Here is a 13,086-nt window from a genome sequence, read left to right on the forward strand (position 1 = left end):
CCGGCGGGACCGCGTGACCCGCGCGGCTCAGGTGCCGGCGGCCGTCCTGACCACCGTGATGTCGAACGGCTGCCGGTTGTTGCCCTCGTACCGGTCGTCCGCGCTGCGCACCGCGACCGAGCCGCCGCTCAGCCTGCCCGCCGGAAGGTCCGGGGCGAGCCGGACCGGGATGAGGGCGGTCGCGCTGCGCCCCTCCCGCAGCCCGGGCCCGAACACGCACCGCACGACGCGGCCGTGGCTCACCACCTGGCAGGTGGAGGGGAAGAACGGGCCCTCCGGGCTGACGCCCTCCGGCAGGGTGACCGCGACCGTGAACGGGGAGGCGGTGGTCTCCGGGCCCCCGTTGCCGACGAAGGCGTGGATGGTGGTGGTGCCGCCGGGCGCGGCCGCGTCCGGGTCGATCCGGACCACCTCCAGGTCGGAGTCGGACGGGCGCGCGGCGGCCGCGGCCGTCTCGGACCCGGCGGCGTACCCTGACCCGGCCCCTGCCCCGGGCTTCGCCGGGGCAGGCAGGGTCGAGGCCGTGGGCGTCGCCGGTGCGGGCAGGGTGGACGGTGCGGGCGCACCGGCCGCGACGACCTCCACGGCGGGCCGGGGCTCGGGCCGCCGCAGCGCCCAGACCGGGTCGGTGGCCAGTACCGTCACCGCGCACCCCGCCGCCACGGCCGCGACCAGCCCGGCCCCGCCGAACCCCCGGCCCCTCGCGGGGCGCCGTACGCCATCGGCCCGTACGCCACCGGCCCGGACCTCGCCGGCCCGGACCTCGCCGCCCCGCGTGCCCTCCCAAGCGTCCCGGTGCTGCTGCTCCATCCCCGCTCACCCTGCCCTCGCGTCCCGGCCGCCCGCGCCGTTGCGGGCCGCGTCGGCACCAGGGTGGCGGAGCCACCGCCGGTGCCCGGTGGCAACCCGCCCGTCGTCCGCCCGAACGGATGACGCGGCGCGCCGTCCCGACCGGGTCGGCGGACAAGGGTGGTTGACGTTCCGTCAGGGGGCGAGGACCTGCCCCAGCCGGGTCGCGATCTGGTGCATCACCGGCACCAGCGAGGCGGCTCCGGCCTGCTCCTCCAGGGCCCGGATGCGGGCCTCCGGGCCGGAGACCGAGAGGGCGGTGGGCGTCGGCGCGCCCGGGACGGCGAGCGCGATGCAGCGGACGCCGATCTCCTGCTCCTGGTCGTCGACCACGTAGCCGCGCTCGCGCGCCTCGGCGAGCTGGCGCATCAGCTCCTGCGGGTCGGTGACCGTGTACTCGGTGTGCGCGGGCAGTGGGTTGGGGCCGAGGACGGCGCGGGCCTCGTCCTCGGGCAGCTGGGCGAGCAGCGCCTTGCCGACGCCGGTGCAGTGCGGCTGCACCCGTCGGCCGACCTCGGTGAACATCCGCATCGAGCGGCGCGACTGCACCTGGCCGACGTACACCACCTCGCCGCCCTCCAGCACCGCCAGGTTGGCGGTCTCGCCGGTGGCCTCCATGAGCTCGGCCAGGTACGGGCGGGCCCAGCTGCCGAGCAGCCGGCCGGCCGTCTCGCCGAGCCGGATCAGCCGGGGGCCGAGGGTGTAGCGGCGCGCGGTGTCCTGGCGGACATAGCCCTGCTGCACGAGGGTACGAACCAACCGGTGGATGGTCGGCATCGGGAGGCCGGACGTGGTGGAGAGCTCGCTGAGGGTGGCCACGCCGCCGGAGTCGGCCAGCGCCTCCAGGAGTTGGAAGGCGCGTTCGACGGACTGCACGCCGCCGCCCGCGCGGTCGGCGCCTGTCGTCGATGCTGGGTCGGGGGTCGCAACCACCGGCGTTCCCTTCACTGTCGGGGAGGAGTAGAGTCCCGGCGATCTCTTCAACAAACCGTTGAAATTCTGTATCGCGGAAACTAGTCTCCACCTTACAGAATCGAACTCGCCGACAGGCGGGTCCCGATCGAGGAAGTTTCCTGAGGAAGTTCCCACCGGAGCTCCCTCCGCCAGGCTCAACCGTCTTAGGAGTGTCCTGCTCATGGCTGCAGATCAGGGGCCCGTCGGCGCCTCGCCCGCCGCTCCGGTCGTCACTGTCGCCGGTCCTCGCGTCCACCGGGCGGAGGAGGTGCTCACCGAGGAGGCGCTGGCCTTCGTCGCCGGACTCCATCAGGCCTTCGAGGGGCGCCGACAGGAGCTGCTGGCCGGGCGGAAGGCCCGCCGCGCCGAGATCGCCGCCACCGGCACGCTGGACTTCCTCCCCGACACCGCCGACATCCGGGCCGGGGACTGGAAGGTCGCCGAGGCGCCGCGCGCCCTCCAGGACCGCCGGGTCGAGATCACCGGTCCGACCGACCGCAAGATGGTCGTCAACGCGCTCAACTCCGGGGCGAGGATCTGGCTCGCGGACTTCGAGGACGCCACCGCCCCGACCTGGGAGAACGTGGTCGGCGGCCAGGTCAACCTGATCGACGCCTTCGAGGGCCGGATCGACTTCACCGGCGCGGCCGGCAAGGCGTACACCCTCAAGCCCGCCGCCGAGCTCGCCACCGTCGTGGTCCGCCCCCGCGGCTGGCACCTGGACGAGAACCACCTGCTGGTCGACGGCACTCCGGTGGCCGGCGCGTTCGTCGACTTCGGCCTCTACTTCTTCCACAACGCCGCCCGGCTGCTGGCCAAGGGCGCCGAGGACCCCAACTCCGGCCCGTACTTCTACCTGCCGAAGACCGAGAGCCACCGCGAGGCCCGGCTGTGGAACGACGTGTTCACCCACGCCCAGGCCGAACTCGGCATCCCGCACGGCACGATCCGGGCGACCGTGCTGATCGAGACCATCACCGCCGCGTTCGAGATGGACGAGATCCTCTACGAGCTGCGCGACCACGCGGCCGGCCTCAACGCCGGGCGCTGGGACTACCTGTTCTCGATCGTCAAGAACTTCCGCGACGCCGGTGAGCACTACATCCTGCCGGACCGCAACAGCGTCACGATGGCCTCGCCGTTCATGGCCGCCTACACCCGGCTGCTGGTGCGGACCTGCCACCGGCGCGGCGCCCACGCGATCGGCGGCATGGCCGCCTTCATCCCGAGCCGCCGTGACCCGGAGGTCAACGCGGCCGCACTGGAGAAGGTCAAGGCGGACAAGGACCGCGAGGCCGGGAACGGCTTCGACGGCTCCTGGGTCGCCCACCCCGACCTGGTGCCGGTCGCCCGGGCCTCCTTCGACGCGGTGCTCGGCGAGCGGCCCCACCAGAAGGACAACCCCGGCCCGGCCGAGCCGGTGACCGCGGCCCAGCTCCTCGACATCGCCGGCGCCGGCGGCACCTGCACCCGCGCGGGGCTGCACAACGCCGTCCAGGTCGGCATCCGCTACATCGAGGCCTGGCTGCGCGGGCTCGGGGCCGTCGGCATCTTCAACATGATGGAGGACGCCGCCACCGCCGAGATCTCCCGCTCGCAGATCTGGCAGTGGATCCACAACGGGGTCGTGCTGTCCGACACCGGCGAGAAGGCCACCGCCGAACTGGTCCGCTCCCTGGTCGCCGCGGAGCTGGCCGGCCTCCTCGCCGAACTGGGCGAGGAGGCCTACGGCGCCGGCCGCTGGCAGGAGGCCGCCCGGCTCTTCGAACAGGTCTCCCTGGCCGAGGAGTTCGTGGACTTCCTGACCCTCCCCGCCCTCCCGCTGCTGGGCTGATCCCGGCCTGCCCGCCGGCGCCTGCCTGGCTGCGGTGCCCCGGCGGCCCACCACTCCGTTCCGTGCGGCGACGAATCCCATCCGTCCTCTCGTCGCCGTACGGAACGGTCTTGTCCACGTGAGGAGTTCACCCATGGCGCGGATGTTCTTCAACGGCCAGGCGATGGTCGGCGGTCCCTTCCACGCGAAGGTCGCCGACTCGCTGGTCGGGCCGGCCAGGACGGCCCCCGGCTACCGCTTCTTCTCCATCGACCACAGTGGCGGTACGGACGTCTGCCCGGGACTGCTGGCCGACCCGGGGGCGGACACGGCCATCGAGGGCGAGTTGTACGACATCCCCCTGGAGCGGCTGCGGGACGTGATCCTGCCGGGGGAGCCGCGGGAGCTGGAACTGGGCGTCATCGAGCTGGAGGACGGCTCCGCGTGCCTGTCCATGCTGCTCTCCCGGGGTGAGCTGGAGCGCGGTGTCCACCGGGAGATCACCCACCACGGCGGCTGGCGCGCCTACCTGGCGTCGATCGGGCGTACGGCCTGACGGCTGCTGCCGGGTGCGCCGGCAGCCCCGGACCCTCGCCGTGGGTCCGGGGCCGCGGTCCGCGCACCGGTGACAGCGAACAAACGACAGATGACAGATAACAGATAACAGATGACGAAAGTTGTCAGCTGTCATCCGTCTGCCGTTGTCGTCCGTCCGTCGCCGAAGGCGCGCGGAGCCCGGAGGCGCACCGTCCCTGGGCGCCCCCGGAGTACGGGGTGGGCGTCGGACCGGCCCTGGACCGGACCGGCCCCTAGACCGGACGGGCCGCCAGCTCGCGGGCGGCGCGGGCGCAGTCGCGTGCGATCCGGTCCTCGTTGACGGTGGTCAGCCGCCCCTTCTCGACCACCGCGTTGCCGTTGACGAACAGCACCGACAGCGGCGGCAGCGCGCCGAAGGTGAGCGCGGCGACCGGGTCGGCGATGGACGAGTGCATGACCCCGTCGATCTTCCACAGCGCCAGGTCGGCGAGCTTGCCGACCTCGATCGAGCCGATCTCGTCCTGTCGGCCGAGCACCCGGGCGCCGCCCATGGTGCCCAGGCGCAGCGCCTGCCGCCCGGTCAGCGCGGCGGGGGAGCCGTGCAGCCGGTTGATCAGCAGGGCGTTGCGCAGCTCCGTCCCCAGCTCGCCGGACTCGTTGGAGGCGGTGCCGTCCACCCCGAGCCCGACCGGGACGCCGGCCCGGAGCATGTCGGGCACCCGCGCGATCCCGGCCGCCAGGCGGGCGTTGGAGGACGGGCAGTGGGCGACGCCGGTGCCGGTCTCGGCGAACTTGGCGATGTCGGAGTCGTTCATGTGCACGCAGTGCGCCATCCAGACGTCCTCGCCGAGCCAGCCCACCGACTCGAAGTAGTCGGTCGGCCCCATGCCGAACAGCTCCTTGCAGAACGCCTCCTCCTCGGCCGTCTCCGAGCCGTGGGTGTGCAGCCGGACGCCCTTGCGGCGGGCGAGTTCGGCGGACTGCCGGAGCAGGTCGGTGGAGACGGAGAAGGGCGAGCAGGGCGCGAGGGCGATGTGCAGCATCGAGCCGAAGGAGGAGTCGTGGTAGCGGTCCACTGCGGCCTCGGAGGCGGCCAGGATGTCGTCGAGCTCCTCGACCGCGTGGTCCGGCGGCAGCCCGCCGTCCTTCTGCGAGCGGTCCATCGAGCCGCGCAGCGCGGTGAAGCGCAGGCCGAGCTCCTGGACGGCCTCGACGGAGGCGCCGAGGATGTCGCCGCCGTCCGTCGGGAAGACGTAGTGGTGGTCCGAGGCGGTGGTGCAGCCGGACTTGAGCAGCGCGGCGGCGGAGCCCTGGCTGGCGGCGTGCACGAGCCGCTCGTCGATCCGCGCCCAGGTCGGGTAGAGGGCGACCAGCCAGTCGAACAGGATGTCGTCCTGGGCCAGGCCGCGGGTGATCCACTGGTAGAAGTGGTGGTGGGTGTTGACCAGGCCGGGGGTGGCCAGGTGGCCCTCGCCGTTGATCCGGCGCACCACGTTGTCCAGCCACGCGGGGGCGGGGCCGTCGCCCACCGCCTCGATGGTGTTGCCGAGGAGGACCACGTGGCCGCGGGCGTACTCGGTGTCGTTCGCGTCCACGGTGGCGATCGCGACGTTCTCGATCACGACCCGCTGGTCGGTGGGCGGGGGCTGGACTGCCATGGTGTGACTCCTAGGGGGGAGGGCCGGGAGGGGTGCGCACCGTGGCGCACGCCCCTCCCGGGGCCGGTCAGGACGGCGTCGCCGTCGGAACCGTCGGAACGGTCGGAACCGTGGGACCCGTCGGAACCGTGGGACCTGTCGGCACCGACGGCACCGCGGGAGCGGTCGGAGCCGCCGGCACCGTCGCGCCGGAGCCCTGGTCGGGCCTGGAGCGACGGGCGGCCCCGACGTGGTGGAAGAGCAGGTTGAGCAGGACGGCCACCACGCAGCCGGCCGATATCCCCGAGTGCAGCAGGGTCCGGGCGGCCTCCGGGAAGGAGTCGTAGAACGTCGGCGCGGCGATCGGGACGATGCCGACCCCGAGCGAGACGGACACCAGGATGGTGTTCGAGCCGGACTCCATGCCGGCCTCCGCGAGGGTGCGGATGCCGCTGGCCGCGACCGTGCCGAAGAGCACGATCCCGGCGCCGCCGAGGACGGGCTGCGGCACCAGGGAGACGACCGAGCCCAGCACCGGGAACAGCCCCAGCAGGACCAGGATGCCTCCGCCGGCCGCGACCACGAAGCGGCTGCGGATCTTCGTCAGCGCCACCAGCCCGATGTTCTGGGCGAAGGCGCTGGCGGCGAAGCCGTTGAAGACGGGGCTGAGCGCGGTGGCCAGGCCGTCGGCCCGCAGGCCGGCGGCGAGGGTGGGTTCGTCCGCCTCGCGGTCGACGATCCTGCCGAGGGCGAGCATGTCGGCGGTGGACTCGGTCATCGCGACCACCATGACGATGCACATCGAGACGATCGCGGCGGCGTCGAACACGGGCGCGCCGAAGTGGAACGGGGAGGGGAGCGAGAAGACCTTCGCGTCCTCGACCGCGCCGAAGTCGGCGAGCCCCAGCGGGAAGGCGATCAGGGTGCCGAACGCCAGGCCGACGAGCAGGGACAGCTGCTGCCAGAACCCGCGCAGCAGCCGGTTGCAGAGCACCACCGCGACGAGGGTGATCGCGGCGAGGCCGACGGCCCGCACGGAGCCGTACCCGGGGGCGCCCGGCGAGCCGCCGCGCGCCCAGTTGACCGCCACCGGGAGCAGGGACACCCCGATGAGGGTGATCACGGTGCCCTGGACGACCGGGGGGAAGAACCGGATGAGCTTGCAGAAGTACGGCGCCGCGAGGAAGCACAGGAGCCCCGCGACGATCACCGCTCCGAAGATCACCGGGAGGGCCTCCTTCGGTCCTCCCGTCTTCTCGATGGAGCCCTTGGCAATGGCGATCATGGGCGCGACCCCCGCGAAGGAGACGCCGTTCACGAACGGCAGCCGCGCGCCGATCTTCCAGATGCCGAGGGTCTGGAGGAGGGTGGCCAGTCCGGCGGTGAACAGGCTGGCCGAGATGAGCAGGGCGAGTTCGGCGGGGGAGAGCCCGACGCTGGCGCCGACGATGAGCGGGGGTGCGACGACCCCCGCGTACATCGCGGCGACGTGCTGGAGTCCGGTGGAGAACAGCTTCACCGGGGGCAGCACCTCGTCCACGGGATGGGTTCCGGGCCGGGGCGGCTTGCCGGTGCGGTGTGCCGGCGCGCTGTCCGGGCCGTCCGGGGTGCCCGGGCCGTCCGGGCCTTGCGTTCTCTCCGGGGTGGAACCGCCGTCGGTACTGGTGGTGTTGCTGGGTGCCATGTCGAGCCCCTCTTGTGCCCGTGGCTCCCGGCGCGCCCGTGGCGCTGGAGTGCGGCTGGTGCTGGTGCCGGTACGACCGGGGGCGGGACGGCGGTGCAAGGATCCCTCGGCCGGGCTCTCCAGTGCCCCGGGCCGGCCGCCGCGAGGCAGACACGAACTCCGGTGGGTGGGGGTGGAGGTGGAGAAGAACCGCTGGTGCGGGTGGTGCCCTGTGATGGGGCCGGTGGGGCGGCCCGCCCGGCCGGCCGGCCCGTGGGGGCCGGGGGTGCGGCGATTCCGGGCGGCGTCCGCCTGGGGGTGGTGGGGATGGTGAAGGTGCTGGGGGCGGGGGAGGTCAGGCGACCGGGATGACCGGGACGACGCCCTCGCGGTGCACGGTGCCCTCGATCAGGCCGTACATGCGGTCCGCGGCGAAGTAGACCTCGTTCTCGTTCTTGAGGCCGAACGGCTCCAGGTCGACCAGGAAGTGGTGCTTGTTCGGCAGTTCCAGGCGGACCTCGTCCACCTCGGCGCGGTTGTTGAGGACCCGGGTGCCCATCGCGTGCAGGGTCTGCTGCAGCGAGTAGGAGTAGGTCTCGGCGAACGCCTCCAGCAGGTGCCGCTTCACGTGGGTGTAGGAGCGGTTCCAGTTGGGCTGGGCCTCGCCGTCCCGGCCGCTGTAGCCGAACTTCCAGCGGGCGGTGACCTGGGTGGCGAGGATGCGGTCGTACGCTTCCTGGAGGGTGGTGTAGCCGTCCTTGATGTAGCCCCAGAACTCCGAGTTGGTGGAGTTCATGACGACCAGGTCCTTCAGGCCGGAGATGACCTGGACGGACTCCCCGTCGTAGACGATCTCGCTGGTGCGGACCTCCTGGCCGTTGCGGACGAAGGAGTGGCCGACCTCCTCCGAGCCGATGAAGCGGGCCGAACTGTCCGGCGTCCGGATCCGGTCCCAGGAGTACTCCTCGATCCGGATCCGGGCGCCGTGCACGACGCCGCGCTCGGTGTCGTCGACGAAGTGGCGGGCCAGGAGGATGCCGAACGCCTCGGCCGACTCGATGCCGTACTCCTTGGCGAAGGCGTAGACGGTGTTCTTGGTGGTGTCGGTGGGAAGGCAGTTGGCGTTGGACCCGGTGAGGTGGACGTCCTCGAACTCGCCGCGGAGCGAGACCGAGACGTTCAGGTCCTTGATCTCGTGCCGGGTGGAGTCGCGGTGGATCCGGACGATGCGGTTCTCCGCCTTGCCGTACTGGTTCTGACCGAGCACGTGGGCCATGACGTGACTCCTAAGCTTTCCAGGTCGGTCCACTAGCTTCCGCGGTAGACCGAGTATCCGAACGGGTTGAGCAGCAACGGCACGTGGTAGTGGTGCTGTTCGGGCGCGACCGTGAAGACGATCGAGACCTCGGGGAAGAACGGCGGCTCGGCGGACGTGGGCGCGGAGTACGAGCCGGTGTCGAAGAGCAGCCGGACGACCGAGCCCGCCTCCACGGCCGGCAGGTCCCTGACCCGGCCGTCGGAGTCCGTGGCGGAGGTGCCGAGCACCCGCCAGCCACCCTCGGTGTGCAGTGCGAGCTCGACTGGGACGCCCTCGGCCGGTCGGCCGAGGGTGGTGTCGAGCACGTGGGTGGAGATGCCGGTCATGAGTGAAGTGACCTTACTGATGGCAGAAGTGACGATGCGTCAGTAAATCCTGGAAGTGCCTGGCAAGGGGTGGTGCAACGCGATGTGACGATTCGTCACGGCGTGTCGAGCAGGCGGTTGAGTCGAATGTCGTTGATCTTGCGCAGCTCCCCTCGGACGATCTCCGCCTCGGTGGCGGCGTCGTTGGGGTGGCGTTCGCGCAGGGCGGCGAGCATGCCGACCGCGGTGCGGCCGGTCGCGCAGATCAGGAACACGTGGCCGAACTTGGCCTCGTAGGCGGCGTTGGCCTCGTGCAGTGCGTCGAGGACCGCCTGGTCCACGCCCTGGATTCCGGCCTGTTCGCGCTCGGAGACGGCGTCGCCGGCGGTCGGCCGGCCGATCCGGGCGTGGCCGGCCATCGCGTCGCGCAGGTCCTCGGTCGTCAGTGACGCCATGGCCGTCGCGTTGGCGGCGAGCAGGGTGTCGCGGTCGGACCAGGGTCGGGCCGCGGCGACCGCGGCGGCCCAGCGGGGGCTGGAGCAGACCTCCAGCAGGATCCCTTCCAGTTCCGCGGCATCGGTCGCGGCCAGGACGTCAAGGGTGTGGGGGTGGTTGGTCACGAGTGGACCTCCTGAAGAGTGGTGCCACCCGGAAAAGCTAGATCGGCCCCACCCGGCCGTCAACACTTTGTTGAACGGTTGGTGGTCACGTTTTGAACCGGGCCCCGATGCCGGGCCCTTTCGTGTGCGATTCGCCAAGTGTGCCCCGCCGCAGGCCGATCCGGTCCTGCCGTGCCGGCGGGGTCACCCGTTCGGAAGCCCCCGGAGCGGAGGCCCGCACGCGCCCCGGGGGGCGTCGAACCGGAGCGTCAGGACGACTTCGCGCCGTCCTGGCGGTTCAGGTAGTTGTACACGGTGAAGCGGCTGACGCCCAGGGCGGAGGCGACGGTCTCCACGCCGTGGCGGACGGTGAAGGCGCCGCGCTCCTCCAGCAGGGCGACGACCCGCTGCTTCTCCAGGCGGTCGAGCTCGGCCAGCGGACGGCCGTCGAACTGGCGGGTCATCTCGGTGAGCAGCCGGTCCAACGCGCTGCTCAGGTGCGGCAGTCGGACGGCCAGGGCCGGGGTGCCCTCCCACTCCAGGACCACGTCGTCGGGCTTCGCCTCGTCCGGCGGGACGAGCGTCGCGCCGACCGCGGCCAGCAGCGGCTTCACCGCCGCGGCGAGCGGGTGTTCCACGTTCTCGGTCACGGCGTACCGTCCTCCTCGCCCAGCACGCTGACCTGGACCGAGATCCGGGTCGCCCCGGCGTCCAGGGTCTCCCTGAGCAGCTTGGTCACCGCGGCGAGGACCTGCTCGGCCCCGCCTTCGGCACCGGTGCCGAAGGGGCCGACCGAGACGTCCAGGCCGGCGTCGTCGACCACCCTGCGAGCCGCCGCGGCGTGCTCCGGGAACGTGTCCAGTTCGAACGGTTCTGTCGTGAACTCCACCATCAATCGCACGGGGTCACTGTAGCGAGCGGGGGTGCGGGCGGGCAGGGGCCGGGGGATCGAACGGTCCGGCCCCCGCGGACGGCGTGTCCCCGGCGTGTCCCCGGCGCGCCCTCGCAGCGCTCGTCGGGGCCCTCGGGCTGCTTCAACAAAATGTTGCGACTCCCTTGACACCCGCTCGGCGGGCCGGAGATGCTTCCACTACACAGAATCCCTCTTCCGGATCGTGGAAGTTGCGGATGAAGGAAGAGAGATGAGAGGTGAGCGACGTGACGGCGGCCGCCAAGCACGGCTTCACGGTCAACCTGTCGATCCTGTTCGGCGAACTGCCGCTCCTGGAGCGCCCCGCCGCGGCCGCCGCGGCCGGCTTCACCGCGGCCGAACTGTGGTGGCCCTTCGGCGCCGAGCACGACCCCTCGCAGGCCGAACTGGACGCGCTGCGCAAGGCGTTCACCGACGCCGGCGTGCGGCTCACCGGCCTCAACCTCCTGGACGACCTGAGCAAGGGCGCCCGCGGAACCGTCTCGGTGCCCGCCGAGCGGGACCGCTTCCGCGCCAACCTCCCGGTCGCCGCGGAACTCGCCGCCTCGCTCGGCGCCACCGCGCTCAACGCGCTGTACGGCAACCGGGTCGAGGGCGTCGACCCGGCCGAGCAGGACGCGCTCGCGCTGGAGAACCTGGTGCTCGCCGCGCGGGCCGCGCACGGGATCGGCGCCGTCCTGCTGATCGAGGCCCTGAACAGGGCCGAGTCGCCGGACTACCCGCTGGTCTCGGCCGCCGCCGCGGTCGAGGTGGTCGACCGGGTCAACGCCGCCACCGGCCTGGGGAACGCCCGGTTCCTCTGCGACCTGTACCACCTGGCCAGGAACGGCGAGGACCTGGCGGCGGTCATCGACACCCACGCCGACCGCATCGGCCACGTGCAGATCGCCGACACCCCGGGCCGCAACGAGCCCGGCACCGGCGAGCTGGACTTCGAGGACCTGTTCGCCCGGCTCACGGCCGCGGGCTACGCGGGCTCCGTCGGCCTGGAGTACCGCCCCTCCGGCGGCGTCAGCGCCGACAGCTTCGGGTGGCTGCCGCGCGAGCTGCGCGCCGCCCAGTAGCGGAGCCGCCCGGCCGCGCTGCCCACCCACCCGACCTCCCACCCGCAGACGTAAGGAGCTCGACGCGATGAGCCGCAAGATCGCCTTCATCGGCCTCGGCATCATGGGCAGCCCGATGGCCGCCAACCTGGTCAAGGCCGGCCACCACGTCACCGGCTTCAACCTCACCCGGCCGCCGATCGACGCCCTGGTCGCGCTCGGCGGCCACGGCGCCGCCGGCATCGCGGAGGCGGTCAGGGACGCCGAGGTGGTCATCACCATGGTCCCGGCCGACCCGCAGGTCGAACAGGTCGTCCTGGGCGAGGGCGGCGTGCTGGAGAACGCCAGGCCCGGCACCCTGGTGATCGACATGTCCTCGATCACCCCGCAGACCTCGGTCAGGGTCGAGGCCGCCGCCAGGGAGAAGGGCGTCCGCACCCTGGACGCCCCGGTCTCCGGCGGTGAGGCCGGCGCCGTCGAGGCCGTCCTGTCGATCATGGTCGGCGGTGCGGCCGAGGACTTCGCCGAGGCGAAGCCGCTGTTCGACGCGCTGGGCACCACGGTCGTCCACGTCGGCCCGGCCGGCGCCGGCCAGACCGTCAAGGCCGCCAACCAGCTGATCGTCGCGGTCAACATCCAGGTGCTCGCCGAGGCCGTGGTGTTCCTGGAGAACGCCGGCGTCGACCTCGCGGCCGCGCTGGACGTGCTCGGCGGCGGCCTGGCCGGCTCCACCGTGCTCAACCGCAAGCGGGCGAACATGCTGAACCGCGAGTTCGCCCCCGGTTTCCGGATCGACCTGCACCACAAGGACATGGGCATCGTCACCGACGCCGCCCGCGCCGTGGGCGCCGCGCTGCCGGTCGGCGCCGTGGTGGCCCAGCTGGTCGCCTCCGCCCGGGCCAACGGCGACGGCTCACTCGACCACTCGGCGCTGCTGCGCGGCGTCGAGCGGCTCTCCGGGCGCGAGGTCGGGTAACCCCTCCCCGGGGGCTCCCGCGCGGAGCCCCCGGCCCCGAGTTCCTCCTGGTGGCGTGTACCTATCCGGTCGTGCCCGCGCCGCCAGGAGGCCGGACCCGACCGGCGTGCGGGCCGGGGCTCATCCGCCCGCCCGTCGGTCGATCCAAGCCGGTGACGCGTACGTCCCCCTGGGGGCACTTCGGTCGTGCCTGGTACGCGTCGCCCGGCCCCCTCCCTGCCGAGGGGAGCCCCTCGTGCGTCGGAAGCGGGCGGGGGGACGGCGGGGAGGGGGCGCACCACCGGGCCGGCCCCGGCAGCCCGGCCGCGCCGGGCGGGGGTCTCGCACCTGCGGGCCACCCGGGCCCATGCTGGACGCACGTCAGCCGGACGCACGTCCCGGAACCCCCGCCAGACCCGTACGGAAGCGAGGAGCGCGCCATGCCCCCCACCCGCCACCAGGGCCATGTGGTCGTCGCCCCC

General features: G+C 72.7%; 13 protein-coding genes. 4 read left to right on the plus strand and 9 right to left on the minus strand.

The window, feature by feature from the left end:
* Window positions 1-27: 27 nt before the first annotated feature.
* Together ACFU6K_RS13505 and ACFU6K_RS13510 are read right to left on the minus strand one after the other, a co-directional pair.
* Window positions 28-810 (minus strand): hypothetical protein, encoded by a 783-nt coding sequence (locus tag ACFU6K_RS13505; protein ID WP_380662810.1) that lies wholly within the window; start codon window positions 808-810, stop codon window positions 28-30.
* A gap of 174 nt (window positions 811-984) precedes the next feature.
* Window positions 985-1,782: an IclR family transcriptional regulator gene (locus ACFU6K_RS13510; protein ID WP_049653741.1), complete on the minus strand. Its 798-nt coding sequence runs from the start codon at window positions 1,780-1,782 to the stop codon at window positions 985-987.
* A 202-nt stretch (window positions 1,783-1,984) separates the two neighbouring features.
* Here ACFU6K_RS13510 and aceB point away from each other — a divergent pair, with 202 nt between their 5' ends.
* Together aceB and ACFU6K_RS13520 are read left to right on the plus strand one after the other, a co-directional pair.
* Entirely contained in the window at window positions 1,985-3,637 is a 1,653-nt protein-coding gene (gene aceB, locus ACFU6K_RS13515) for a malate synthase A (protein ID WP_380662812.1), read from the plus strand.
* 133 nt (window positions 3,638-3,770) lie between these two features.
* Entirely contained in the window at window positions 3,771-4,172 is a 402-nt protein-coding gene (locus ACFU6K_RS13520) for a gamma-glutamylcyclotransferase (RefSeq protein ID WP_380662814.1), read from the plus strand.
* A gap of 253 nt (window positions 4,173-4,425) precedes the next feature.
* Here the strand turns inward: ACFU6K_RS13520 and ACFU6K_RS13525 are convergent, their stop codons facing one another.
* The 7 genes from ACFU6K_RS13525 to ACFU6K_RS13555 form a co-directional block, all read right to left on the minus strand.
* Window positions 4,426-5,811 carry an 8-oxoguanine deaminase gene (locus ACFU6K_RS13525; protein WP_380662816.1) on the minus strand — a complete coding sequence of 462 codons (1,386 nt, stop codon included), beginning with the start codon at window positions 5,809-5,811 and terminating at the stop codon, window positions 4,426-4,428.
* Window positions 5,812-5,878: 67 nt separating this feature from the next.
* Complete coding sequence (locus ACFU6K_RS13530) at window positions 5,879-7,474, minus strand: nucleobase:cation symporter-2 family protein (protein WP_380662818.1); 1,596 nt, start codon at window positions 7,472-7,474, stop codon at window positions 5,879-5,881.
* A gap of 334 nt (window positions 7,475-7,808) precedes the next feature.
* Entirely contained in the window at window positions 7,809-8,729 is a 921-nt protein-coding gene (gene pucL / locus ACFU6K_RS13535) for a factor-independent urate hydroxylase (protein ID WP_380662820.1), read from the minus strand.
* Window positions 8,730-8,761: 32 nt separating this feature from the next.
* Complete coding sequence (uraH, locus tag ACFU6K_RS13540) at window positions 8,762-9,097, minus strand: hydroxyisourate hydrolase (RefSeq protein ID WP_380662822.1); 336 nt, start codon at window positions 9,095-9,097, stop codon at window positions 8,762-8,764.
* Between the two features lie 95 nt (window positions 9,098-9,192).
* Window positions 9,193-9,696 carry a 2-oxo-4-hydroxy-4-carboxy-5-ureidoimidazoline decarboxylase gene (uraD, locus tag ACFU6K_RS13545; RefSeq protein ID WP_380662824.1) on the minus strand — a complete coding sequence of 168 codons (504 nt, stop codon included), beginning with the start codon at window positions 9,694-9,696 and terminating at the stop codon, window positions 9,193-9,195.
* A 248-nt stretch (window positions 9,697-9,944) separates the two neighbouring features.
* On the minus strand, window positions 9,945-10,325 hold the full coding sequence (locus ACFU6K_RS13550) for a helix-turn-helix domain-containing protein (protein ID WP_380662826.1): 381 nt from the start codon (window positions 10,323-10,325) through the stop codon (window positions 9,945-9,947).
* Window positions 10,322-10,576 carry a thiamine-binding protein gene (locus tag ACFU6K_RS13555; RefSeq protein ID WP_380662828.1) on the minus strand — a complete coding sequence of 85 codons (255 nt, stop codon included), beginning with the start codon at window positions 10,574-10,576 and terminating at the stop codon, window positions 10,322-10,324. The genes ACFU6K_RS13550 and ACFU6K_RS13555 overlap by 4 nt, the downstream gene beginning before the upstream one ends.
* 248 nt (window positions 10,577-10,824) lie before the next feature.
* On the opposite strand from ACFU6K_RS13555, the gene ACFU6K_RS13560 reads away from it, so the two are divergent.
* Window positions 10,825-11,670: a TIM barrel protein gene (locus ACFU6K_RS13560; protein WP_380662830.1), complete on the plus strand. Its 846-nt coding sequence runs from the start codon at window positions 10,825-10,827 to the stop codon at window positions 11,668-11,670.
* Between the two features lie 67 nt (window positions 11,671-11,737).
* Window positions 11,738-12,625 carry a 2-hydroxy-3-oxopropionate reductase gene (locus ACFU6K_RS13565; protein WP_380662832.1) on the plus strand — a complete coding sequence of 296 codons (888 nt, stop codon included), beginning with the start codon at window positions 11,738-11,740 and terminating at the stop codon, window positions 12,623-12,625.
* Window positions 12,626-13,086 lie beyond the last annotated feature (461 nt).

Source organism: Kitasatospora sp. NPDC057512 (assembly GCF_042802135.1).
GTDB lineage: Bacteria > Actinomycetota > Actinomycetes > Streptomycetales > Streptomycetaceae > Kitasatospora.